This is a genomic window from Noviherbaspirillum sp. Root189, from assembly GCF_001428545.1.
Taxonomy (GTDB): Bacteria; Pseudomonadota; Gammaproteobacteria; order Burkholderiales; family Burkholderiaceae_D; genus Noviherbaspirillum.
This window is the reverse complement of sequence record NZ_LMHZ01000045.1, coordinates 195,859-219,544: the sequence shown is the minus strand read 5'-3', so window position 1 is coordinate 219,544 and position 23,686 is coordinate 195,859. Positions and strand designations below refer to the sequence as shown.

The following is a 23,686-nucleotide window of genomic DNA, read 5'->3' as shown; positions in this document are numbered from 1 at the left end:
ATTAGTATTCATGACGGACTCCTTTTGTTGGTTGATCCCCATGCCCATGCGAACCAGTACGTCTACTTTGGCGCAAAAAGACGGAGGGAGTCCATCCCATCACGTTACAGCTTGGGATTGGTATAAAGAAATAAGGTTTCTCCTTGCACATATTGCCATTCTCCTTTCCTCCTTTTCCCCCTTCTTTTCCTCATCTTGTCCATTAAATAGCAAGACTTTTGCCAAGCTGGCAAGACGCCTTGGCAAGCCTATAACAATGCTCTGAAACATTGTTGTATCAAATCATTTTTCTCATTGACGTCAGGAACCTTTTCTGCCCGGAAATCTCAGAGAAGGCATGCACCGAGTCAACATGACTCAAGGCAACGGAACCTGCAAAAATGAGAATGACAGAACTGACATCAACCAACAGCAAGGCATGGACATCGATGATCGTGACGGTTTGCGCCGCGGCCGCGCTAAGCGCATGCGGTGGAGGCATGCCGGATGAAGATGCCAATTTATTAGGCGCGCCGATACAGGCACATCGCAGCCAGAAACTGACCGGGACGGCGAGTGATTTCAATCCTGGGATCTGGGATCAGCATCACTGGGATGAGTGTGATTGCGGACGTAATGCCACACCCTCGAACGCACCCTGGACAGGCGGGCGTTAAGGATTAGCTGTACTGCATCAATGAAATCCGCTCTCGCTTTAGCGGCTACCCTGCAGGGCGTCACGCTCCCTGATTGTTTTCTTCAGCATTGCCTCGGCCTCGGCCACTTCCTGCTCCAGCGTTAACTGCCGCGCCTTGTACTGGTCATTCAGTCGCGAACCGCCATTGGCATTGCCGGTGCGCTCGCCAGGCAGGGGTTCGACGCCGTTCTGCTGCTTCTTCCTTGCATCTTCGAGAAGCATCTCCGCCTTCATTACATGTGCATTTGCTTCATCGATGCTCTTGCGCGTCGATACTGAAGCAACCGGCGGAAGCCTGGACACCGGCGTCGATTCCACACGCGGCGGAACCACAGGACGTTTTCCTGTCTCCGACTTCCAGGTGTTCATGTTTGCGGGATCAGGAACAATCGTCTCATCGATCCTTGCGCCTTTGATGTGCTTGTCGGAATAAACAATCTTCCCGTTCGGCATAACCTGCCGGTACACCTTGGATGCAGGCTTGCCAATGCTTGCTGGCGCCGCCAGTTGTAGTTCTTCGGCAGAATGGGAGACCAGCGGCATCAATGCCAGCAGAAGTATGGCAACGCATGGTGAAAACAGTGATGTCATGACGGCACTCCTTTCTTGCATACATTAGCAAATTCAAATCAACGCTTGATGATAATCAGCAAAGAGCTTGTGGAGCATGGCGTCAGGACATCCTCTTTTCTCTGAAACTCCGTTTGATTGAGCAATTGCAACGCCCGCATGAAGCAAGGCGACATACTTTGCTGTAACCCATTCAGCATCTGGCATTACGGAAGGAAACAGGCGGTGAGGTATCAATGGATTAGCGGCAATCAGTTTTCCTTGCTCGAAAACGGTGAGGAATTCTATCCGCGCATTTTCGAGACGATCGCTGCTGCCCGGAACGAGGTGTTGATCGAGACCTTTATCCTGTATGAAGACAAGGTGGGAAAGCGCCTGCATGAAGTACTCATGGCAGCGGCGCGTCGCGGTGTGCAGATCGACCTCACGGTCGATGCATTTGGATCGCCAGATCTGTCCGACGAATTCATTTCGTCACTCACGGGCGCGGGTGTACGTTTGCATGTTTTCGACCCGGCCCCGCGCCTGTTTCGCCGGGTAAATTACTTCCGCCGTATGCATCGCAAACTTGTGGTCATCGATGGCATGCGCGCTTTTATCGGCGGCATCAATTATTCGGCCGATCATCTTGCCGACTATGGACCGGAGGCGAAGCAGGATTATGCGGTAGAAGCGGAAGGGCCCATCGTGACGGAAATCCATCGGTTCATGCATCAGGCAATTCGCGACGGCTTGCCGCGCAGTCACTGGTTTCAGCGCCGCCATGCCGTGCCGAAAATCCCGACGCCGCCCCGCGCCGGCAATGCCGACGCCCTGTTTGTCTGGCGCGACAACGGGCAACACACCAATGACATCGAACGTCAGTACCGTGTCGCGATACGGCTTGCTCGCAAGCGCATCGTGATCGCCAATGCCTATTTTTTTCCGGGCTATACCTTCCTGCGTGATATGCGCAAGGCCGCCCGACGTGGCGTGGAAGTATGCCTGATCCTGCAGGGCAAACCGGATATGGCCATTGTCCAGACTGCCGCTGCCATGCTTTATCACTACCTGCTTCGTGGTGGAGTCAAGATTTTCGAGTATTGCGACCGACCCCTGCATGGCAAGGTTGCCGTGGTTGACGACGAGTGGGCGACGGTCGGGTCCAGCAATCTGGACCCGCTCAGCCTTTCGCTTAACCTGGAGGCGAATGTCCTGATCCGTGATCGCGATTTCAACCGTCAGTTGAGCGATAAGTTGCAACATCTGATGAACCACAGTTGCAAGCGCATCGAGACACAGGACTTGACCGAGTCCACCGCCTGGCGGCAGGTCAGAAGCTTTTTTCTGTTCCATGTGCTGAGACGCTACCCGTCGTGGGCCGGATACCTGCCGGCGCATGCGCCCAGACTCGCGTCCTTGCCGGAGGCTGCCATCGAACCCGACGGCGCGGACCGCCTCGACGACAAGGCCATACAATGAGCGACGCCTCGCGAACCACGCGGGATGAAAAGCATGGGCTGACATCAAAACCGTGGTGGCCATGGCTGAAGCGGGGTGGCTCGCTGGTGTTCTTCATCCTGGTTGCCTACCTGCTTTTTACGCAGGCACGCACCGTCGAATGGGGCGAAGTCATCGACACGGTGCAACGCCGACCCTTGCAGGATATTTTCATTGCCTGCGCATTCGGCGCGGCGAGCTATGCGCTGTACAGCTGCTTTGACCTGATCGGACGTTACACCACCGGTCATGGCCTCGCGGTACCCAAGGTCATGCTGGTCAATTTTGTTTCCTATGCCTTCAACCTCAATCTTGGTTCATTAGTCGGCGGGGTGGCCTTCCGCTATCGGCTGTACTCGCGTTTCGGACTAGAGGCGGCAGTCACCACCCGGGTCGTCATCATGAGCATGCTGACCAACTGGCTCGGCTACGTATTGCTGGCCGGCCTGGTCTATCTGTTCCAGCCGCCGCCGTTGCCGCCTGGCTGGAATCTCGATGCGCTGGGCCTGCGCGTGCTGGGCGGCGTGCTCTGCACCGCTATCTTCGCCTACGTTCTCTGCTGCGCCGTGTCGCGCAAGCGTACCTGGACCATCAAGGGACAGGATTTCACCCTGCCTTCGCTTCGTCTCGCGGCGTTGCAGCTATTGATGTCATCGACGAACTGGTTGTTCATCACGTGTGCAATCTACTTCTTGCTGGGACAAAAGCTTGCTTTTCTGACGGTATTGAGTGTCATGCTATTGGCGGCGATTGCCGGCGTCATTACCCATGTGCCGGCAGGGCTCGGGGTGCTCGAAACCGTATTTGTTGCCATCCTGTCGGAGCAGGTGCCGAAGAGCGAATTGCTCGCTGCGCTGATTGCCTATCGCGCGATTTATTACCTGATGCCGCTTGCGGTGGCGACGGTGGCTTATCTTGCGATGGAAGCGCGCGCACGGCAATCGTCGGCCGCTGACACCTGACTGTGCTTCAACCCTGACTAGAATTCCTAGCCAAAATGGCATGCTCCTTGCTGTACATGGGGATTCACTGATATATCCCATGGAGGAAACATGAAGACCTCGACATCGATGTTGCTGGCTGCATTGCTGGCAGCTTCACAATTGGCGTGGGCGCAAACCTCAACGCCAAGTTCTCCCGGCGTGAGTTCGAGAACGATGGGCAGCAGCAGTTCGGTAGAGCCCAATACCCAAGCAGGTTCCGGTTCCAGCGGCTCAACGACAGGGGCCGGTGGCCCCGGCACATCAGCCGCCGGCAGCAGTGATTGCGCTCCAGGTACAACCAGCGGCGTCACCAGCAGCGATGCCAAAGCCAACGGTCGCAACAGCAGTACCGGTGGCACAGGCGGCGCCGGAACGACTTCATCGGCCGGCAACACCAATTGTGCATCAGCGACATCGGGAGGAACGTCCGGAGCACGCGGCACCGGCGCGTCAGGACTGAGTACCGGGACCAGCCCGACCACACAGGGGGTGGGCACCATGGGCAGCGGCTCCAGCGGATCACCGACGGGCCCTGGCGTCAGCGGTCCGACAAACGGCATCGGACGCTAGTCCGGGCTACATCATGCGGGCGGAAACGCCCGCAACTTCAGCGTGCAAGTGTGTGCAATCGGACTCGCCGCGCGAGGTCTCACCACTCACCAGCGCGTCTTGCCATAGCTGGATGCGTCAAAAGCGCCGGAAGTGCCAGAGGTGTGCTGGCGGCGTTTCTTCATTTGCCACAGCGCCATGAGCGCCAGACCGGATCCCAGCATCACCGCGCCTGTTGTGCGGGGATGGGTGGCGGCACTGGTATAAACACTGGTCTCACGCGCCGTCCCGCCGACACCTCCACGTTCCAGCAGATCGGTCTTGTGGGTATAGAGATTATTGTTGTCGCGGTGATCGGCCTGCTTGTCGGACTTCATCAGCTTGTACATGAAACGCTGCATGCCCTTGTCCAGCAAGCGCGGAATGTAATGAGCGCCGGCACCCATCAGGCGGGCACGGCTTCCGACGTACATGTCCCTGACAGAATGTTCCGCTGCATACAACAGTGCATCAGCGGCAATCTCGGGTGCATAGATGGGAGGAGGAAGCTTGGGCTCGACTTCCAGGTAATTTTTTGCATGGGTGACCAGCATGGTATCGATGGAAGCCGGCTTGATCAACGTCACCGATACAGGCGCGCCTTCCTCTTCCAGTTCGACGCGCAGGGAATCCGTAAAGCCTTTTACCGCATGCTTGGATGCCGAATAAATTCCCTGCAGCGGCACCGCGCGATCGGACGTTTCGCTCCCCATATTGATCAGCGCGCCACCGCGGGTCTTGAGATGTTTTACAGCGACCAGCGATCCATTGACGACGCCCCAGAAATTAATGTCGAACAGGCGGCGCATGTCGCCCATCGATACCTCTTCATTCTTGCCGAAAATACCCACCCCGGCTACGTTCATCCAGGTATCGAAACCGCCAAAGCGTTCAATCGCCATGCTGGCGACACGTTGCATGTCGGCTTCGTTGGCAACATCGGCCGCTACGTAGATCGCTTCCGCGCCTTGCATATTGATATCGTCCGAAATCTGCTTGAGTGCATTTTCATTTCGCGCTACCAGCACCAGTCTGGCGCGCTGCCTTGCCGCCTTGCGTGCCGTTGCCAGTCCGATACCGCTGCTGGCGCCAGTGATAACGATTACCTGCTCCGATAATTTCTTGAGTTGCATGGCCATAATGATCTCCCGTGAAAAGCGGTGACAGGCGCGAAAAGCATGCCAGTGCTGCTGTGCCACGGAAAGCCGCTGGATACGCTTGCAGCGTCGTCGCTGCGCGTGCCCACGGATAAACCGGATGGCAAGATCGGCATGAAGTTATTACGCGGTCATGCGCGTTTTCTACAAGTGGCGCAGCGGAGGTGAGTGCGTTCATCTGCCGGCGACCGGTGCCACGGAATTTTGCCTTCGCGATCAGACTGAGATGACACTGGAATTGCCGATAATGGAAATACTGTACTGTTTAACCGTAAGGCCGCCTGCTGTTATCGATCTCTACTTCCGCGGCGCTGAGATAACCTTCAGTCGGATTAATATGTTGGCGTGATGGCATCGCGCCGACTTGCCCGACCAGTTCCGGTGCGATTCTTTGCATCAGGTCTTCCGGTATTGATTCGGCACACGCCTTTGCCGCCGGGAATAGTGGCGCGGCGGATGCTTGCATGCCCGACGCGACATCCTGGACAAGCGGTTCAAAATGTTTTCGCGCAAGGTCCATCAGCATGGATCGCATGCGTGCGGAAAATGGATTCGACTCTGCGGCTTCGGCAAGACTGGCGTGGTCGATCACCGGAATTTCTGCCGCTCCCGATCCGGCACTGGAAAGATGGAAGGGATTGAATCCGGCCTGTAACAGATAGCTCAAAAACCGTTCATGGAATTCGTTGTGGCGCATGCCGTCGAGTGCCAGTGCTTGAAAGGAAGGCCCCGCGCCTTCGTTATAGGCATGAGCGCCGCGTTGGGCGAGTTCTTGCAAGACGCGCCAATCGAAATTTTCCCGATCGCTTTCCCACTGTTCCTGCAAATCCATGAAGTCGCCTACCAGGCGATTAATGCCGTCAGGACTATGCGCGCTCATAGTGCCTCCAAAACACGGTTTGGTGTCCATTCCGGGAAAACGTTCAACTCGGTCTTCCCCCGATGAATGCATGACCTGGCGTTCATTGCGCCGAATACGATCCGTGCCAGCACACAGCGATGCGATAGCGCAAGTCGGGCATCGGAGTCATCCACGAACCGCGGAAAGCCTCATCATCAAAGGGCGGAAAAAAGCACCAGGCGACAGCGTTTTTTTGGCGAATGCCTGCATGCTTTCCAGCGTCACATTGCGCTTTACGTCCTGTTCGTCATACTGAACTTCACGCCTGGTTTATCCAACTTGTCCATCTTCAGGAGAAATAAATGAAAATTCTTCTCTTCATCATTCCCGCGCTTGCGCTATCGAGCTCATTTGCCATCGCGCAAATCCCACCAACCACCCCGACCACACCGACCACCCCTACAACGCCGACCACACCGAGCACACAGGAGCTGTTTATTCCACTGTTCGGAAGTACCGGCAGCAACTCTTCCGCCGGGGGAACCGCAAATGCATCCACATGGTTTATTGATGTGACGAACCGTCAGGTTGTGTTCTGTTCACAAACGGCGAATGGCACAGGTGCCACTGCAGGTACGCCACCCTTCACTTGTACGACACAGCCGATACCGGCTGCAACCACCACGCCGGGAACAACCCCAGGCACAACACCAGCCGCTCCTGCAGCAGGCGCACCGCCATTTGGTACACCAGGTACACCAGCGACCGGCACAGGCGGCACATCATAAGCGGGCAGACCGGGTTCAACCCGAAACACAGCAAGCGACACCGTGACAGAAGCCTTCCGCCAGGCGTACGATTTTTGCTGGCCTGTACCTGTGTCGCTCCTGCTGAATGCTGCTAATTCATGGTGCTAATACTGCAGTAACAGTATCCCTGAAAGTAATCACCACAACGTCGGCCCACAGCGCGGTGTCCGTGCTGTGGGCGTTGTTTGTCATCATGAGGTAACAATGAAACTGGTGACCTGGAATATTCAGTGGGGGCGTGGAGCGGATGGGCGTGTCGATCTCGACCGTATCGTTGCGCATGCGCAGCGATTCGCAGACTTCGATGTACTGTGCCTGCAGGAAGTCTCTGCCGGGTTTTCCGAACTTCCCGGCAATGATGACAGCGATCAGTTCGAGGGCATCGCGCAACGTCTGCCCGGCTATCAGGCGATCGATGGTATCGCCGTCGATCTGCCGCATCCTGAGCGTGGGCGTAAGCGCTTCGGTAACATGATCCTGTCACGCTTGCCGGTTGGTCCGGTGTATCGCCATTTGCTGACATGGCCGGCCGATCCAACAACAAAAACCATGCAGCGCATTGCCCTCGAAGCCAGTATCGAGACGTCTGCCGGCGCAGTGCGGGTAATCACGACGCATCTTGAATACTATTCGGCAAAACAGCGGCGGGCTCAGGTGGAGCAGTTGCGCGCATTGCAGCAGGATGCCGTCAGTCATGCCGATCATCCCGGCGTCGGCAAACCAGCAGACGGCCCTTTTTTTCATCCTGAGCGCGGCAAGCCCGCGATCCTGGCTGGTGATTTCAACTGCAGGCCGGATTCGGACGAACACGCACGCCTGCTGATGCCCTTTGACGATGCAACACCGGCTTTTCACGATGCGTGGCAAGTCCTTCGCCCCGGACAATTGCATCCGGCAACGGTTGGCCTTTATGACAAAGCACAGTGGCCCGACTCTCCCTTCACCTGCGACTTTATTTTTGTCAGCGAAGATCTCACGGCGCGCTCGCGAGACATCCGTATCGATCAGGAAACCGATGCATCGGATCATCAACCTGTCATGCTCTGCCTTGACTGAGTTGCCTTGCAGAACGACACGGGCCATTGCTGACATTCAATATGTTGCCGCTTCCTTGAGAAAATGTAACGACTCTTTTAAGGAACTTTGTATCTTGTACGAAAATGATCTACCTTAGACTGCAGGAACATGGGAGACGTACATCTCGTGCCGTTATTCCTGGTAATGCAAAGGACCAGACAAATGAAAAGGGTTATGAAGTGGGTGTTGATCGCGCTGTTGCTGGGTGCCGCGACATTCGCCATCCTGTTATGGCAGCAAGGTCCAACATTCAAGGGGCCGCCCACCGGGCCGGCCGATGTCCCGCCACCGCCCGTGGCCGCTACTGAGCCGGGAATCCATTATCCGCTGCCTGAAGCGAAAACCGAGCCGTTGCCGACGCTGGAGAAAAGCGATGTGCCGCTGCTGTCGGCCTTGGGCGACCTGATCGGCAATGCGGCGGTCAAGCAATTTATCCAGCCACAGGAAATCGTCAGGCGCATCGTAGTCACGGTCGACAATATTCCGCGTAGCGTCATATCGGCCCAACTGATGCCGACAACACCGGTGCCAGGCAAATTCCGCACGACGGGCAAGGGCGACAATCTCACCATGTCCGCACTCAATACCGAGCGCTATACGTCCTTTGTGCGATTGCTGGAGAGGGTGGATTCGAAGAAGCTGACGAACCTGTATATTCACTACTATCCCTTGTTCCAGCAAGCCTATCGTGACCTTGGTTATCCCAAGGGTTATTTTAACGACAGGCTGGTCACCGTCATCGACCATATGCTCCAGGCGCCGCAAAGCGATGGACCGATCGTGCTGGAGCAGCCGCATGTCTTTTACAAATTCGCCGATCCCGAACTGGAGTCCTTGTCGGCGGGTCACAAGCTGATGCTACGGGTCGGGAATGACAACGCGGCGAGGATCAAGAAGAAGCTGCGTGAAATCCGCGGGGAGCTGGTGAAGGCCAGCGAGGCGACGCAGACAAAGTCGAAGTAAGACAGGGCGCCTTCACTGGCTTGGTTAGCCAGGTAGTGATGTAGTGATGGGGCATCCGTTGAGAGAACCGACTCTAAGCGTTAAACGTTTTTAGGGGCGGTCTTGGAATCGATATCGGCCAGCGATTCCTGTCCGCGCTGCGTGATGTCGAAGCCATCGCCCGATGCCCGTGGAACGATATGGCCCTTCTTGCTGAGGAACGTTGCAACGCCGGTGTCCAGTTTGGTAAGAGGGTCGTTAGCGACAGCACGCAGCCCATCGATACAACGCTTGATGAACAGAGTAGTCTCACCTTTTTCCGTCAGGATCAGCTGTCCGCCTTTTTCATGCGTTGCGTACTTCAGGCCGACCAGCCGCTTGGTATTTCGCGCAACGCAAGCATTGGGACGCTCGCCACGTTTCAGCTTGGTGATCTGGAAAAGCGCGTCGTATTCGTCTTTGGTGAGGCTGTCGTCCACTTGTTATCCTTTGTCTGGTATGGCCATTTAATCCGCGAGCATGGTACGCGCCTATGCTTGGAGTAACAAGCGCATTCATTAATAGAAAGAAGAATGAACGGTTGAGGCCAAAACTCGGTGTTATTTAGATTGCAACATTACAGATTTTGCATAAAATGCAACTTCTTAAACTTTGTATCTAACGACATGCAGCAAAATCCAGACTTCAGCTTAGTCCTTTCGCCAATTCAAATGGCAGCTTTGCTACAGGGGGAAAGCATTGATCCCGTAAGTGTCCATTCGAACCGTTTATGGGGAGGCGTGGGTATTATCGGCGGAGCTATCGAGCTCATTGGAGCGGGCGCCCTATTGCTTGCACCTGATCCCACCATGACAACTAAAATTGGCGGGGCGTTGTTGGCGGCTCATGGACTGGATACCTTGTCGACTAACGCTAACCAAGCGTGGAACGGACGCCTGGCCCAGTCCTTCACGTCAAAAGCCGCTTCCAGTGCAGCAAGAAGTTTAGGTGTCGATGCCGGAACAGCTCGCACTATAGGGACCTCGGTGGACATAGCAGTGCCTGTTGTTGTCGGTGGTTTGCTAGGAGCCCTTCGCGTTGTATCTATTCGTGCAGGAACAATCAATTTGCTGGCAGAAGAGGCGGCTGGTGGACATGCCATTGCACGTCATGTTGGAAAGAGTGAAGCCTGGCTTCGTTCGCGCCTTGCGGCAGAAGCACACATACCGGCGGCCACGTCCTTTAAAAGTATTAAAGAGGCAACGGCTGTCATTTCCAAAGCGGTTAAGGTAAATTCAGCAGCAATCAAGAGTGCGATGCACTCTGCCAATGTTGGTCAAAGCTATGCTTTTCAGTACAACGCAGGCAAAGTTATCGGTTATGGCGTGACGCGGAAAGCTAATGTTTTACAAGACATGACTAAAATCCGTATCGTTTTAAAGAAGATCAGTCATGGTGGTAAAGTTTATTTTTTACTGACTGCTTTCCCGATTCCCTAAAAGACCACAATGCATAGCTATCTCGAATCCTTTCCTTACCTTGAGCAACTTTTAGGTGGATGGTTTCATCAAGACTTTGACCTCGCAGGCGGAACCATTGAAGCAATCATGGAGAACTATAGAAGCACGGCTCATCCGCATGATGTGATGGGTGTGAAGGCAGACATCCAACGTTTCATTCATAACGCGGAGGCGAATAAAGCTGACCTTGAAAAAGCATTCGTGAAGCAATTTAATCCCGATATATTGCCCGCGGCATGGGGAATGTCGACCAAAAACTGGTTGTTGTATCTGAATGAACTACTTTGACATTTATTGGCTTGAAGTTCAATTGCAAGAAAAGTGACGTGATTCTCTCTCCGACTTTCATAAAGGCCAATTGTCGAGAGAGAATCAATCACTAATTCCTCCGGAAGAAAAGGGCGATGACTACTTGCCCCACGAATCCTTCAACGTCACCACCCGGTTAAACACCGGTCTTCCAGGTTGCGAATCCACGCGATCGGCAACGAAATAACCGTGCCGTTCGAACTGGAATTTTTCGTCCGGTTGCGCGGCTTTCATGCCTTGCTCCAGATAAGCGGTAATCACTTCCTTTGCGTTCGGGTTCAACACCGCCTTGAAATCCTTGCCGCCGGCGTCCGGATGCGGATCGGTGAACAGTCGGTCGTACAGGCGTACTTCAGCTTCCAGTGCATGCGTCGCGCTGACCCAGTGGATATTGCCCTTGACCTTGTAGTTGTTGGAGCCTTCGGTACCGCTCTTGCTGTCGGCAAAATAATTGCAATGTACGGCGATGACCTTGCCATCGGCATCCTTGTCGCAACCGGTGCATTCAACAACGTAACCATAGCGCAGGCGGACCTTGTTGCCCGGGAAGAGGCGGAAGTAACCCTTGCTCGGCACTTCCATGAAGTCTTCCGCTTCGATCCAGAGTTCCTTGGTGATCGGAAAATGACGGTTGCCGCGTTCCGGATGGTGCGGATGCACCGGTGAACTGCATTCGTCGATCAGGTTCTCGGGGAAGTTGTCGATGATGAGCTTGAGCGGGCGCAGTACGGCGGTGGCACGCGGCGCCTTTTCATCGAGGTCGTCACGCAATGCGCCTTCGAGCGTGCTCATGTCGATCCAGCTGTCCGCCTTGGCGACACCGACACGTTCGCAGAACAGGCGAATCGATTCCGGCGTATAGCCGCGACGGCGGATGCCAACGATGGTGGGCATGCGCGGATCGTCCCAGCCGTCGACGATGTTTTCATCGATCAGTTGGCGCAGCTTGCGCTTGCTGGTGATCGCATAGGTCAGGTTGAGGCGAGCGAACTCGGTTTGCGCCGGCAGCGGATGCTTGAAGAAGCCGCCTTCCGCTGCGCGTTCAAGGACCCAGTCATAGAACGGACGATGGTCCTGGAATTCCAGCGTGCAGAAGGAGTGGCTGACGTGTTCGATCGCGTCTTCCAGCGGATGCGCGTAGTCGTACATCGGGTAGATGCACCACTTGTCGCCGGTACGGTGGTGATGCGCATGGCGGATGCGGTAGATCGCCGGATCGCGCATGTTCATGTTGGGCGAGGCCATGTCGATCTTGGCGCGCACGATATGTTCGCCATCCTTGAACTCGCCTGCCTTCATGCGGCGCAACAGGTCCAGCGATTCGGCGGCGGGGCGGTCGCGGAAAGGCGAGTTCTTGCCAGGCTCGCCGAAGTTGCCGCGATTCTTTGCCATGTCGTCGGCGCTCTGGCTGTCGACATAAGCGTGACCGGCGCTGATCAGGTATTCGGCAATTTCATAGAACTTGTCAAAATAGTCGCTGGCGAAATACAAATGCTCGCCAGTGTTGTCTTTCCAGTCGAAGCCCAGCCACTTGACGCTGTCGAGAATGGTGTCGACGTATTCCTGTTCTTCCTTGGTCGGATTGGTATCGTCGAAGCGCATGTGGCAGCGTCCGCCGAAATCGCGTGCAAGGCCGAAGTCGATGCAGATTGCCTTGGCATGGCCGATATGCAGGTAACCGTTCGGTTCAGGCGGGAAACGGGTGACGACAGGGGGTAGCGGGCGGCCGAGCGAGTCGGTGCGGTTGCTGTACTTGCCAGCGGCGTTGTCGGCTTCAATGATGCCACGCAGGAAATTGGAGGCCGGTGCGTTGTCCGCAGCGCCTGCTGGGGCTGGTTTACTGGTGTTCTTGGAGTCGGTGCTCATGTGCTTCGCAAAATGCGTTGAAATGAATGGATTGACGGGCATTTTACCGTAGCAGGGTAAGCTCGGCGCTTCCGGCAGGCTGCATATCGGAAAACTGCTTCAATCCCCGCTGTTCGTTTGTCGCAGGATGACTTCCCATACAATTTTCGGCTTGTCATAGCGGGCGATCGATAATTCCTCAATGGAAATTCTTTCCCATCCATGCGCAAAAAGAAGATCGACGGATTCCCGGTCAAAAAAGCGTTTCGGAAAACCATCCACCAGATAATAATTCCGTCCAACCGGCTCATGTCCGACCGCACCATAATGGACATCCCGCGTCGAGTTCAGCCGGCACAACAGGATACCTCCTGGCGTCAGGGAGCGTCCAATGTCGCGCAGTATCGCCTCGGTTTTGTCCCATGCGAAGTAATGCAGGCACAAACTGGCAATCCCCACATCGAAGCTGCGTTCGGCAAACGGCAGCGGCTCACGCAGGTCATGGCATACCATCAACGCGCCCGGCGCCGCGCGGGCGCAGCGCGCGAGTGCCCTGGGCGAGACGTCGGTGCAGGTAAGACGGACGATATCTTGCTCAACCAGGTAAGCCGAGTCGTCACCTGGGCCGCTGCCAAGCTCTAGCACCGCCGGGATCGGAGCCTGTGCCTTGATGAGGGGAATCCACCTTGCCAGCCAGAGATCCGTTTGCATATCAGTTCCCGAAGATCCCTATGCGCCACGCGGCGCAAACAGGATGATTGCCATGCCGCTCAGCGATACCAGCACGCCGACGACGTCAAAGGCCGTGGGGCGCATGCCGTCAACCAGCCATAGCCATGCGAGCGCGACCGTAATGTACACCCCGCCATACGCGGCATAGGTACGGCCGGCGGCGTCAGGATGCAGTGTAAGCAGCCAGGCGAACACTGCAAGGCTCAATGCGGCCGGAATCAGCAGCCAGGTGCTTGCGCCTTTCTTCAGCCAAAGATAGGGCAGGTAGCAACCAAGAATTTCAGCGATCGCGGTCAGGACGAACAGTAACAGGGTTTTTGCGGCAAACATGGGTTTTATCGGTAGAGACTGGGGAGACTGAGCAGTCGCTTGTATCAGAAAACGCGACCCGGGGTAGCGGGAAGAGCATCCTGGCTCGGGATCATGCATTTAGTCTTCCGCGCGCAGGAAGTTGCGCTACATTACCTGCGCATCATAACCCGGAGCGTTCGATGAAAATAAAACGTGAAGTTTTGCAGGCGGCGGCCGACGCCGGTGTGCTTAATCCCCTTGAAATTGATGGCTTGCTGGCTTTCCTGGGCCGATACGAGGGTTTGCCGGGACAGGGGTCTTCACCGCGATTTTCCGGCACGCATGTCCTGTACTACCTTGGCGGCATGCTGGCGATCGGCGCGGCGTCGCTGTTCGCGACCCTGGCGGTCGAAGCGGCCGGGATGCCTGCGTTGCTCATCCTGTCGCTGCTCTACGCGGCGGTGGCCGTGGCGATTGCGGCGATACTGGAAAAGCGTGGCCACGGTATTCCGGCCGGTATCTTTGCAACCCTTGCGGTGGCCCTGGTGCCGCTGGCCGTGTTTGCGCTCCAGCATGTCCTCGGCCTCTGGGTCGATGGCGCGCATGCCGAGCACTATCGTGACTATCATCGCTATATCGACTGGCGCTGGTTAATCATGGAACTGGCTACCCTGGCTGCCGGCGCCGCGTTGCTGTGGCGCTTTCGTTATCCTTTTCTGATGATGCCGATTGCGGTCACCCTGTGGTACATGGGCATGGACATCATCCCGGCACTCCTTGCACAAGCCGGGGGCGAAAACGACTGGTTCAGCGGTGCCACATGGGAATTGCGCAAACAGATATCGCTTGCCTTTGGCATGCTCATGCTGCTGCTGGCGTTCTTTGTTGATGTACGTTCCCGGCACGACAAGGACTACGCGTACTGGCTTTACCTGTTCGGCTTGCTGAGCTTCTGGGGCGCATTGTCGATGATGGGGACCGGCAAACTGCCCGGTAAACTGGTTTATCTGTGTATCAACTTCGGCATGGTCTTTGTCGGCGCCTTGCTGGGGCGACGCGTATTCGCCGTGTTCGGCGGCATCGGCATCGCGATGGTGCTGGGCGACCTGTCATGGAACCTGTTCAAGAACAGTATTGCGTTTGTGCTTGTGCTGACGGTGCTCGGTTTTGCGCTGATCGGTGTCGGCGTGTGGTGGAGCAAGCATGAAGCGCGCATCTCGTCGCGCCTGCGTGAATTCCTGCCGGAGAATGTGCGTGAGCTCATCGACAATCGCCGGGGATGAATCATGCAGCGGTGCATCCTGGAAAGTCGGCGCACCGTCATACGCCATCTATTTTTAACTGTTGGTTACTCTGGTTTGATGGTGCGTAAATCAGGCGTCGATGTCGGCTAAGCGCTTGATGTATATCTATCCGATGTGTTTTGAAAGTCGCTTAAATACATCATGTAAATCTATCGACGATGTGCAGGCCCGACGTTTCATTACATCGAACTCCTCCGCTTTCACTACCTTTGCCGCTTTTAAATTAACGAGGTTTTTCCTCGTCAGGACCGTCAAAATCATCAGGGCCAGCAGTCAGTTAGCCAGCCTCCTGACGATGGTCAGGCAAACCACAGGACAGTGGAGACCGACGGCACCAAGCCGCTCTCGATAAACGTCGGAATATCAAAGGAGCGAGAATGACTATCCAACGCGAGGACTTGGTAGCCGCCGCTGCCGTGGGCTTGCTGCCATATAGGCAGATCGATCCGCTGCTGGTTTTCCTGCTTCAGCGTGACGTGATCAAGAAGCGTCTCGAACTTGGCGCACCTCTGAATCCGCGACAGCCCGGCAGCCTCGCCACGACGCTATCGTGGATCGCGATTGCACTGGGTCTGGTCACGGCTGCGATGTTTGCCGTCCTGTTTACTGGTCGCGCGGTGCAGACAATGGGAGTGGGTGCATTGTTTTTCATCACTTTGTTTTATGCGCTTGGCGGCCTTGGCGTATCGAACTGGTTCAAGCGCCATGGGCTTGGCGGCCGTGCGCGGGCATCGCTCGCCGTTCTGTTGACCGCTGCGCCGCTTGCCGTGTTCGCGCTACAGCAGGTGTAAAGATATCGACCGTGTCCGGTTGCGTTTCATTGTAAGGATCGCGCCGCTTGCCGGATTACATTTGTTTAAACAAATGCGCATAAACACGGCTGACCGTCAGCATTTGTTCGCGATTCTTCAGTTTGAGTAACAGCTTGCCAGTCTCGTCACGCAGCGCGGCCTGGATGCAATGCACGTTCACTACCGTTCCGCGATGTATCTGCCAGAAGCGCGATGGATCGAGCTGCGGCAACAATTCCTTCAGGCTGGTGCGGATCAGTGATTCGCTTTCGGCGGTGACGACGTTGACATATTTGTCGGTCGCCTCGAAATACTGAACTTCGTCAACCGGAATCAGCCGGATCTGGTTGCCGACAGCGGCCCGGATCATGGTCAGGCGTTCGCCAGCACCCGCTACACCTGGCATGCCCGGCACCAGCGAGCGAAGCTGGCCAACGATGCGTTCCAGTTCGGCACCGCGTTCGACATCGTGCTGCAGGCGCGGCTTGAGCCGCTCGACCGTCTTGCCGAGGCGGCCGTCGCTGATTGGCTTGAGGACGTAGTCTGCCGCCGCATACTCGAAGGCCTGCAACGCATATTCATCGTAAGCGGTGACAAACACGACCAGGGGAAAATGGGGGCCTTCGGGCCAGTCTTCGGCAAGTTCCTGAGCGGCTTCGAGTCCGGTTTTGCCCGGCATTTTAATGTCCAGGAAGAGCACATCAGGACGTTGCGCCAGCGCTTCCTGCACCGCGCTTGCGCCGTTGTCGACGACACCGCATACCTGCAGCTCGGGCCACAAGCGCTGCAGTGTCTGCTGCAGGGTATAGGCGAGAATCGGTTCGTCTTCCGCAATCAGTGCGCGTGGGTGGTTCATACGGGTATCCTCAATGCGGCAATCACGCCTTCCGGCGTATTGGGACCAAGTGCAAACTGCGCCGCGTCGCCGTACAGGGCGCGCAAACGCTCACGAATATTCTCGACGCCAAGATGGGTACTGAGCTTGTTTTCCGGAGATGCGCCAAGTCCGAGGCCATTATCGATTACCTCCAGGTGCAGCATGTCCTTGTGGCGTGCCGCCTGCACCGTGACTTGGCCGCCGCCGACCTTTGGTTCGATGCCATGCCTGATGGCGTTTTCTACCAGCGGCTGCAACAGCATCGGCGGGATGCGGATTTGCTGGAGTTCATCCGGCAAATCAAGCCGGTATGACAGGCGCGCACCCATGCGTACTTTCATCAGCCCGAGATAGGCTTCCATGAGTGAAAACTCGTGTGCCAATGTGGTCTTGTCCGAGCGCGACGATGCCAGCGTCGCGCGCAGGTACTGGATCAGCTGATCGAGCATGTGCTGCGCCCTGGGCGGATCAATGGCGATCAGCCCCTGCAGGTTGGCCAGCGTGTTGAACATCATGTGCGGTTCGATCTGTGCCTGCAGCATCTGCAGTTGCGCCTGCAATGCCTGTTTTTCGATGGCCGACGCGCGCGCTTTTTCATTGGCCGCCTCGGCCTTGAAGTGTTCCATCACACTACGGCTATAGAAGAACCAGGTGATGCTGCCGCAAACCACCGCAAACAGCACGAGGAAACCTACCAGGTTGTTGGAGCGGACCGCCTGGAAGCTTTCCCTGGGAATGTCGAGCAGCCAGCTCGCAATGCTGTTGCCGCCATACTGCGATACGGGCAATGCGACAAGAAACATCAACAGGAAGGGCAGACGCGTTGGCTTGTCGAGTCCCCAGATAAGCAGTCTGCCGCCGTCGAGTATGGTCACCATCAGCGTGCCGATGCACATCGAGATGACAAAGTTGATGTAGAAGGTGCTTGGTATCCGCATCACATAGGTAATCATCAGGGCGATCGCCGTGTTGAATACACTGGTGATCGCCACATCGATGACAAAGCGACGCAGGCGTGGATAAGTGGCAAGAACCGGAAGTGCGGAGGTATTCATCAATGCGAAGCGTGATTTTTTTTCAGTTCCTGTTCGATCATCCGGTTCTTCCATGTCATTCCCGGGCCGTGCAGGTAGGTCGCCAACCCATGGAATAGTAACCCGATTCCCCAGCCAAACAGCGGCCATACCGCCCAGACCTTGTTTGGCGTGACCAGGACATTCGTCAGGATAAGCCCGGCATTCACCAGCACAAAGACGGAAAGATGGATGGCAAAGCCGATCTTGCGTTCGACATGGCGCTTTGCTGCGCGGTAGGCGTCATTGGTTTCCATGATGGATCTCCTTTGTAAATCGTTGAAAGGGCGATGGCTTTTCAATTCCGGGGCGAATCAGATCAAGCCGACCGACTGCCACACGAGGTGGCCGAGCAGACGTTGCGGCAACAGCGTAAAAGTACCGGCAACAACCAGGCTGATGTAAAGGGAACGCATGCCGCGCTGATGGGCGTGGATGTTTCCTTTCGCCACGGCATAGATGGAACCGGCAAGTCCCGCAATCGTGATGAGGGAAAGCAGGTGAATCCAGGAATAATGTCCATGGGTCCGGATGCCGAAGGAAGACAATACGGCGATCAGCATCAGGATTACCCAGCCGCGACCAAGCAGGCGGTGCAGGGGCGTACCCTTTTTCGACAGCAGGGCCGCGCCACCGACGGCGATGGCTGACGTTGCCGCCAGAACATGGGTGAGGATGAGGGGGGTGAAGGCCATGATGCGCTCCCGGTAATGCGTGTCGATGGAGCCATTCTGGACATGGACGGCAGGCTTTTACAGCGCAATGCGACGAACTGCCGTAGTCCGTCGTAAACCTTGCGATTTCAGGAGCGAAGCGCAGGGCGGGGAATGGGAAAAGCCGGTTAAAAGCCCACCGCCTGGCCATCGCGCCGGCTGTCGCTGGCTGCGATGTAACCGTCAGCGGTTTTCCAGATGAACTGGCCGGAGCCGAAATCATGGTTGCTGTCGGTGCGGGTATTGACCTTGTGGCCGCGTGCCGCCAGCTCGGCCACGATGTCCGGCGGCATCGTGGTTTCGATATCGACCTCAAGGCCGCTGTTGACCTTCCAGCGCGGCGCATCGCATGCAGCTTGCGGCTGTTGTCCGTAAGTCAACATACGCACCAGGGTTTGCACATGACCTTGAGGTTGCATGTTGGCGCCCATCACGCCAAAGCTCATCTGCGCCTTGCCGTCCCGCGTCAGGAAACCCGGGATGATCGTATGAAACGGTTGCTTGCCCGGCGCTACGCAATTTGGGTGGCGGGCATCGAGTGAAAATCCGCGGCCGCGATTGTGCAGGCTGATCCCGGTTCCCGGCACCACGACGCCGGAACCGAAGCCATGGAAATTGGACTGGATGAAACTGACCATCATCCCGCTTTCGTCGGCGGCACTGAGATAGACGGTGCCTCCTTGGGGTGGCCGCCCGTGCTCCGGCGTTCCCGCGCGATGCAGGTCGATGCGTCTGGCACGGTCGGCCAGATAATGATCGTCAAGCAGGTGGGCGGCGGTAACCTCCGTCATTGCACGGTGGTCCGCAACCCAGCGGTAGGTATCGGCAAACGCCAGCTTGATCGCTTCAATCTGGCAATGATGGAAATCCGCGGAATCCAGTGCAAAGCGTCCGATATCCAGTTGCTCGATCAGACCGAGCGCGATCAGAGCGGTAATTCCCTGGCCATTGGGAGGAATTTCATGGACGGTGTAGCCGCCATAGTCGCGGGTGATCGGTGTGACCCATGAGGGATCAAAAGCGGCCAGATCATCGATGCCGAGCGCGGCATCATGCTGTTTCGCATGCGATGCCATGGCTTCCGCCAGTTCGCCGCGATAAAACGCTTCGCCATGGGTTTCGGCGATGCGGATCAGGGTATGCGCCGCTTCGGCAAAGACAAAGTTCTCACCAACATGCGGTGCCCGGCCGTGCGGCATGAAAGCGCGGGCAAACCCGGGTTGATCCTTCAAGTGAGGGATTGCGCGTTCCCATTTCGACTGCACGACAGGGGCAACCAGATGACCGCGCTGGGCAATGTCGATCGCCGTTTCAAACAACTGTGTAAAAGGCAGCTTGCCGAAGCGTTCGGACAATGCCACCCAGCCGGCAACCATGCCGGGCACCGTGACGGTGTCCCAGCCATGGGAGGGAATACGCCCGTCATGCCGTTGCCTGAAATACTCGGTGGTCCAGGCTTGCGGCGCCGGTCCGGACGCATTCAGTCCATGCAGTTCATGGCCATCCCACAGGATCGCAAACGCATCGCCGCCGAGGCCGCAGGATACGGGTTCGACAATGGTCAGCGTGGCGGCCGCGGCAATTGCTGCATCGACCGCATTGCCGCCGGCATGCAACATGCGCAAGCCCGCCTGCGCCGCCAGTGGATGGGAAGTGGCGACGACATTCCGGGCGAGCAGCGGACTGCGGGTCGTCGGATAAGGGTTGCTCCAGTTAAAGTCGTCCATGCCTGCTCCCGGTTTTTAAAATTTGTTGGAATTTTGCGTGGAATTCTGGCGATGCAGCAATCAGCTCAATTCATGAGCATCAAACGATGCCCTTCTTGCGCAATTCTTCCACCTGTTCCGCGCTGCGGCCGAGCACGTCGCGCAACACCTCGTCGGTATGCTGTCCCAGCAGGGGCGGCGGCATGTCGTAGCGCGGCGGCGTGGCAGACATTTTCATCGGGCTGCCGACAAGTTTAACTTGCGCGCCGGTCGGATGCGGCAGATCGACCCGCAGTTCGCGCGCGACCACCTGCGGGTTTTCGAAGACTTCGTCAAGATTGTTGATCGGACCGCAGGGCACACCCGCGGATTCGAGGGCGTCAATCCATTCCTGCTTGGTCTTGGTCTTGACCATCTCGGCCAGCAGCGGCACCAGGATATCGCGATGCCGCACGCGCATCGGGTTGGTGGCAAAGCGCTCGTCGGCAAACAGGTCCGGCCTGCCGCCAGCTTCCACGAAGCGACGGTACTGTCCGTCATTGCCGACCGCCACAATGATATGACCGTCCGCAGTAGGAAAGGTCTGGTAGGGGACAATATTGGGATGGGCATTGCCCCAGCGATGTGGCGGATTGCCGCTGGCAAGATAGTTGGTGTTCATGTTGGCCAGCATGGCTACCTGTACGTCGAGCAGCGCCATGTCGATGTACTGGCCTTCGCCGGTCCGGTCACGGTGCGTCAGTGCGGCCATCACCGCGATGGTCGCGTACATGCCGGTCATCAGGTCGGAAATCGCCACGCCGGCCTTTTGCGGACCGCCGCCCGGCTGGTCGTCCCGTTCGCCGGTGATGGACATGAAACCGCCCATGCCCTGGATAATGAAGTCGTAGCCGGCGCGCTGCGCATAGGGACCACTCTGGCCGAAACCGGTAATCGAGCAATAGACCAGGTCCGGTTTTTCCTTCTTCAGGGAGTCGTAGTCCAGCCCATACTTCTTCAGCTGGCCGACCTTGTAATTTTCCAGCACTACATCCGATTGCCGCGCCAGTTCGCGCACGATCTGCTGTCCTTCGGCTGAAGCGATATCGAGCGTCACCGAACGCTTGTTGCGATTGGCCGCGAGGTAATAAGCGGCTTCGCTGGTGTCCTTGCCTTCCGCATCGCGCAGGTAGGGCGGGCCCCAGGAGCGGGTGTCGTCACCGGCGCCGGGGCGTTCGACCTTGATCACATCGGCGCCGAGGTCAGCCAGGTTTTGTGCGCACCAGGGTCCCGCGAGCACGCGGGTCAGGTCGAGTACGCGGATATGTCCAAGTGCTTTGTTGACAGGCAGGTCAGTCATGTTCGATTGGGTGTCGGATGAGCACCTCGCCGGCGCTCAGGTGGATCGGGTAGCCGTGGTCGCTGCGGTTGATTCTAACCGCATGCGGCAACCTCTGTCTCGACTGACCTGCCGGAGATCCTAGTTGCGCCCGGTGCGCGGCACGGGCGGCGTGCCATCGTTGAGCTGTGGACGGAACATCCGGTACTGGTCCCGTCCTGAACGCTTGGCTTCTACCAGCGCAATGTCTGCCTTTTTCATCAGCGTGTCGAGATCCGTACCGTCAAAGGGATAGATGGCAATGCCGACGCTGGCCGAAATCTGCACCTTATGGCCACCGACCGAGAAAGCGCCGCGCATGGTATCGACCAACTGCGTGGCGATGTCGTCGGCAATGCGCATGTCGCTGAGGTTGACCGCCAGCAGAACGAATTCGTCGCCGCCCAGGCGGGCAACGATGTCGTTCTTGCGGACCACGTTGCGCAGCCGCATGGCCGAGGCTTTCAGCAATTCGTCGCCGACCTCCTTGCCAAGACTGTCATTGACTTCCTTGAAGCCGTCGAGGTCGATGAAGAATGCCGCAAGAGTATTGGCGCGGGTCGTCATCTTGGGGAAGATGTCAGCCGCCTGGTCAAGCAGGAAATCGCGGTTGGGCAGGCCGGTCAGCCGGTCATGGCGGGCAAAATGCTTGGCCTGCGCCTCGGCGCGGACACGGTCGACTTCCTTCAGGATGAGCGCAATCAGGCCGGCAACGATTTCGGCGAAATCGGATTCATCGCGCCGCCACTGGCGGACTTCGCCGACATGCGACAGCACCAGTACGCCGGCATAGGCATCGCCATGCCTTACCGGCATGGCGATCACTGCCTTGACCTGGTTGGCGTGAAAGTACTCGCAATAGACGGCGACACGCGCATCCTGATCCACGTCCGCGACGACCAGCTGATGGTCGCTGCTGAGCACGCGTTGGAACAGTGAATGCAGGGACGTGCCGGACGGCAGGCTCAGTTGCTCTTCATGATAGTTCTGGCGCAATTCGTCATAGGCCAGCATGCAACGGGTTTTCTGGGGATCATCATGGACGTCCCAATACGCGCAGCGATGCGTTCCCAAGGCCTTGGTGGCGGATTTCAGAATGACTTTCAGTGCCGACGAAAAATTGGCATGTGGATGCTGGGCGATGCGCATCAGGCGATTCAGATAGTGAAGCTGGCGCTTCTTGTCCAGTTCCACGCCTTGCTGACGCTGTACGTCGTCGGTAACGTCACGCAGGTTGAGCAGCAGTCCACCGACGTCTTTCTGGTTTTGCAGATTGCGCACCTCGCCAGCCACATGACGGTACGGCCCCCCCTGGCCACGCAGCCGGAAGGCAAGCGGCACGGCGGGTCCATCCGGTTGTGCCTGTGCGAGCGATTCGACGAAACGCGGGCGATCTTCTTCATGAACCTGCTGGGCAATATCGACGTTTGTGCCGACTGCATTGCGGAAAGCGCGGTTGCTGTAGCGCAGGTTTGCATCGGGCGTGCAGACCGCGATCAGGTCAGGCAAATGATCCGTCAGCGAAGAGGCATCTGCCAGGTTCGGCGCATCGTTACCGGTCAGTTGGTCGACCTCCGCGCTCGACAGCATCGGCTGCAATACCCATATCACGCAACCGGCATCGCTGAATGTATCGACGCGGTTCGCAACCAGTTGATAATGGACTTGCGCGCCGCCCTTGGTCCGCAAATACATGTCGCTGCCATCTTCCATTGATGGCTGGATCGGCTGCGTTGACGTGCCCGATGGCTGGAACAGTATTTCGAGCGGTTGTCCGGCCAGTTCATCGTCGGTATAGCCAAGTTGGGTCGCAAGCGTTGAATTGGCATGGACGATCATGCCATCGCGCAGAAAGAGCAAGCCGGTATCGACCCCGCCAAGCAGGTCGGAAAATGCGTGCCAGCCTTCAGGGATGATGAAGGTGGACGCGTCGAAAGGCGAATTATAGGAATTGTCGGAAGCCATGTGGTGTGCATCGACCGCTCTCGTCCATGCGCGTTGACATGAACGAAGGCGGCCCTCCTTTAATTAACGTTTGGCATTAGACTACGACTGGTTGAATATCAT

28 protein-coding genes are annotated in these 23,686 nt (G+C 57.0%); 11 read left to right on the top strand and 17 right to left on the bottom strand.

The window, feature by feature from the left end; genetic code table 11:
• On the top strand, positions 1-265 hold a 265-nt coding region (locus tag ASE07_RS30000; RefSeq protein WP_235548564.1), incomplete at its 5' end, for a hypothetical protein.
• 12 nt (positions 266-277) lie between these two features.
• On the opposite strand, the gene ASE07_RS22315 is transcribed toward ASE07_RS30000, so the two are convergent.
• The 3 genes from ASE07_RS22315 to ASE07_RS29995 all read right to left on the bottom strand — a co-directional run bounded on the left by ASE07_RS22315 (position 278) and on the right by ASE07_RS29995 (position 1,627).
• The gene (locus ASE07_RS22315) at positions 278-565 is read right to left on the bottom strand and encodes a hypothetical protein (RefSeq protein ID WP_156396892.1); all 288 of its coding nucleotides are present in this window, start codon (positions 563-565) and stop codon (positions 278-280) included.
• A 129-nt stretch (positions 566-694) separates the two neighbouring features.
• On the bottom strand, positions 695-1,267 hold the full coding sequence (locus ASE07_RS22310; RefSeq protein WP_057293023.1) for a hypothetical protein: 573 nt from the start codon (positions 1,265-1,267) through the stop codon (positions 695-697).
• Between the two features lie 33 nt (positions 1,268-1,300).
• Entirely contained in the window at positions 1,301-1,627 is a 327-nt protein-coding gene (locus ASE07_RS29995) for a hypothetical protein (protein WP_235548567.1), read from the bottom strand.
• Between ASE07_RS29995 and clsB the strand changes: the two genes are divergently transcribed.
• The gene (gene clsB, locus ASE07_RS22305; RefSeq protein WP_235548566.1) at positions 1,508-2,707 is read left to right on the top strand and encodes a cardiolipin synthase ClsB; all 1,200 of its coding nucleotides are present in this window, start codon (positions 1,508-1,510) and stop codon (positions 2,705-2,707) included. The two genes, ASE07_RS29995 and clsB, sit on opposite strands and share 120 nt — an antisense overlap.
• Positions 2,704-3,687, top strand: coding sequence for a lysylphosphatidylglycerol synthase domain-containing protein (locus tag ASE07_RS22300; protein ID WP_057293021.1), 984 nt, complete (start codon positions 2,704-2,706; stop codon positions 3,685-3,687). Before clsB ends, ASE07_RS22300 begins: the two co-directional genes overlap by 4 nt.
• Before the next feature lie 26 nt (positions 3,688-3,713).
• Here the strand turns inward: ASE07_RS22300 and ASE07_RS22295 are convergent, their stop codons facing one another.
• Positions 3,714-4,268, bottom strand: coding sequence for a hypothetical protein (locus ASE07_RS22295; RefSeq protein ID WP_057293020.1), 555 nt, complete (start codon positions 4,266-4,268; stop codon positions 3,714-3,716).
• 96 nt (positions 4,269-4,364) lie between these two features.
• Positions 4,365-5,435 (bottom strand): SDR family oxidoreductase, encoded by a 1,071-nt coding sequence (locus ASE07_RS22290; protein ID WP_082584382.1) that lies wholly within the window; start codon positions 5,433-5,435, stop codon positions 4,365-4,367.
• A gap of 39 nt (positions 5,436-5,474) precedes the next feature.
• On the opposite strand from ASE07_RS22290, the gene ASE07_RS29065 reads away from it, so the two are divergent.
• The gene (locus ASE07_RS29065) at positions 5,475-5,621 is read left to right on the top strand and encodes a hypothetical protein (RefSeq protein ID WP_156396890.1); all 147 of its coding nucleotides are present in this window, start codon (positions 5,475-5,477) and stop codon (positions 5,619-5,621) included.
• A 97-nt stretch (positions 5,622-5,718) separates the two neighbouring features.
• Here the strand turns inward: ASE07_RS29065 and ASE07_RS22285 are convergent, their stop codons facing one another.
• The gene (locus tag ASE07_RS22285) at positions 5,719-6,333 is read right to left on the bottom strand and encodes a hypothetical protein (protein ID WP_057293019.1); all 615 of its coding nucleotides are present in this window, start codon (positions 6,331-6,333) and stop codon (positions 5,719-5,721) included.
• Positions 6,334-6,656: 323 nt separating this feature from the next.
• Between ASE07_RS22285 and ASE07_RS28380 the strand changes: the two genes are divergently transcribed.
• The 3 genes from ASE07_RS28380 to ASE07_RS22270 all read left to right on the top strand — a co-directional run bounded on the left by ASE07_RS28380 (position 6,657) and on the right by ASE07_RS22270 (position 9,143).
• Positions 6,657-7,082 (top strand): hypothetical protein, encoded by a 426-nt coding sequence (locus tag ASE07_RS28380; RefSeq protein WP_082584381.1) that lies wholly within the window; start codon positions 6,657-6,659, stop codon positions 7,080-7,082.
• Positions 7,083-7,307: 225 nt separating this feature from the next.
• Positions 7,308-8,159, top strand: coding sequence for an endonuclease/exonuclease/phosphatase family protein (locus ASE07_RS22275; protein ID WP_057293017.1), 852 nt, complete (start codon positions 7,308-7,310; stop codon positions 8,157-8,159).
• Between the two features lie 183 nt (positions 8,160-8,342).
• The gene (locus ASE07_RS22270) at positions 8,343-9,143 is read left to right on the top strand and encodes a DUF3014 domain-containing protein (RefSeq protein ID WP_162256932.1); all 801 of its coding nucleotides are present in this window, start codon (positions 8,343-8,345) and stop codon (positions 9,141-9,143) included.
• Positions 9,144-9,223: 80 nt separating this feature from the next.
• Here ASE07_RS22270 and ASE07_RS22265 read toward each other — a convergent pair whose 3' ends face one another.
• Entirely contained in the window at positions 9,224-9,601 is a 378-nt protein-coding gene (locus ASE07_RS22265) for a hypothetical protein (RefSeq protein ID WP_057293015.1), read from the bottom strand.
• 186 nt (positions 9,602-9,787) lie between these two features.
• Between ASE07_RS22265 and ASE07_RS22260 the strand changes: the two genes are divergently transcribed.
• Positions 9,788-10,600 (top strand): RNase A-like domain-containing protein, encoded by an 813-nt coding sequence (locus tag ASE07_RS22260; protein WP_057293014.1) that lies wholly within the window; start codon positions 9,788-9,790, stop codon positions 10,598-10,600.
• A gap of 9 nt (positions 10,601-10,609) precedes the next feature.
• The gene (locus tag ASE07_RS22255) at positions 10,610-10,909 is read left to right on the top strand and encodes a contact-dependent growth inhibition system immunity protein (RefSeq protein WP_057293013.1); all 300 of its coding nucleotides are present in this window, start codon (positions 10,610-10,612) and stop codon (positions 10,907-10,909) included.
• Between the two features lie 120 nt (positions 10,910-11,029).
• Here ASE07_RS22255 and ASE07_RS22250 read toward each other — a convergent pair whose 3' ends face one another.
• From ASE07_RS22250 to ASE07_RS22240, 3 genes are all read right to left on the bottom strand, one after another.
• Positions 11,030-12,796, bottom strand: coding sequence for a glutamine--tRNA ligase/YqeY domain fusion protein (locus tag ASE07_RS22250; RefSeq protein ID WP_057293038.1), 1,767 nt, complete (start codon positions 12,794-12,796; stop codon positions 11,030-11,032).
• Between the two features lie 99 nt (positions 12,797-12,895).
• On the bottom strand, positions 12,896-13,486 hold the full coding sequence (locus ASE07_RS22245; protein WP_057293012.1) for a class I SAM-dependent methyltransferase: 591 nt from the start codon (positions 13,484-13,486) through the stop codon (positions 12,896-12,898).
• An 18-nt stretch (positions 13,487-13,504) separates the two neighbouring features.
• Positions 13,505-13,837, bottom strand: coding sequence for a YnfA family protein (locus ASE07_RS22240; RefSeq protein ID WP_057293011.1), 333 nt, complete (start codon positions 13,835-13,837; stop codon positions 13,505-13,507).
• 161 nt (positions 13,838-13,998) lie between these two features.
• Here ASE07_RS22240 and ASE07_RS22235 point away from each other — a divergent pair, with 161 nt between their 5' ends.
• Positions 13,999-15,081 (top strand): hypothetical protein, encoded by a 1,083-nt coding sequence (locus ASE07_RS22235; RefSeq protein WP_057293010.1) that lies wholly within the window; start codon positions 13,999-14,001, stop codon positions 15,079-15,081.
• Positions 15,082-15,479: 398 nt separating this feature from the next.
• On the top strand, positions 15,480-15,893 hold the full coding sequence (locus tag ASE07_RS22230; RefSeq protein ID WP_057293009.1) for a hypothetical protein: 414 nt from the start codon (positions 15,480-15,482) through the stop codon (positions 15,891-15,893).
• Positions 15,894-15,948: 55 nt separating this feature from the next.
• On the opposite strand, the gene ASE07_RS22225 is transcribed toward ASE07_RS22230, so the two are convergent.
• The 7 genes from ASE07_RS22225 to ASE07_RS22195 form a co-directional block, all read right to left on the bottom strand.
• Positions 15,949-16,749 (bottom strand): LytR/AlgR family response regulator transcription factor, encoded by an 801-nt coding sequence (locus ASE07_RS22225; RefSeq protein WP_057293008.1) that lies wholly within the window; start codon positions 16,747-16,749, stop codon positions 15,949-15,951.
• The gene (locus ASE07_RS22220) at positions 16,746-17,825 is read right to left on the bottom strand and encodes a sensor histidine kinase (protein ID WP_057293007.1); all 1,080 of its coding nucleotides are present in this window, start codon (positions 17,823-17,825) and stop codon (positions 16,746-16,748) included. The genes ASE07_RS22225 and ASE07_RS22220 overlap by 4 nt, the downstream gene beginning before the upstream one ends.
• The gene (locus ASE07_RS22215; RefSeq protein ID WP_057293006.1) at positions 17,825-18,100 is read right to left on the bottom strand and encodes a 2TM domain-containing protein; all 276 of its coding nucleotides are present in this window, start codon (positions 18,098-18,100) and stop codon (positions 17,825-17,827) included. The genes ASE07_RS22220 and ASE07_RS22215 overlap by 1 nt, the downstream gene beginning before the upstream one ends.
• A gap of 57 nt (positions 18,101-18,157) precedes the next feature.
• Entirely contained in the window at positions 18,158-18,538 is a 381-nt protein-coding gene (locus ASE07_RS22210) for a DUF2306 domain-containing protein (RefSeq protein WP_057293005.1), read from the bottom strand.
• A gap of 146 nt (positions 18,539-18,684) precedes the next feature.
• A complete protein-coding gene (locus ASE07_RS22205) occupies positions 18,685-20,283 on the bottom strand; it encodes a gamma-glutamyltransferase family protein (RefSeq protein ID WP_057293004.1) in 1,599 nt (532 codons plus the stop codon).
• 79 nt (positions 20,284-20,362) lie between these two features.
• On the bottom strand, positions 20,363-21,601 hold the full coding sequence (locus ASE07_RS22200; RefSeq protein ID WP_057293003.1) for a CaiB/BaiF CoA transferase family protein: 1,239 nt from the start codon (positions 21,599-21,601) through the stop codon (positions 20,363-20,365).
• 120 nt (positions 21,602-21,721) lie between these two features.
• Complete coding sequence (locus ASE07_RS22195) at positions 21,722-23,584, bottom strand: diguanylate cyclase domain-containing protein (protein ID WP_057293002.1); 1,863 nt, start codon at positions 23,582-23,584, stop codon at positions 21,722-21,724.
• Positions 23,585-23,686 lie beyond the last annotated feature (102 nt).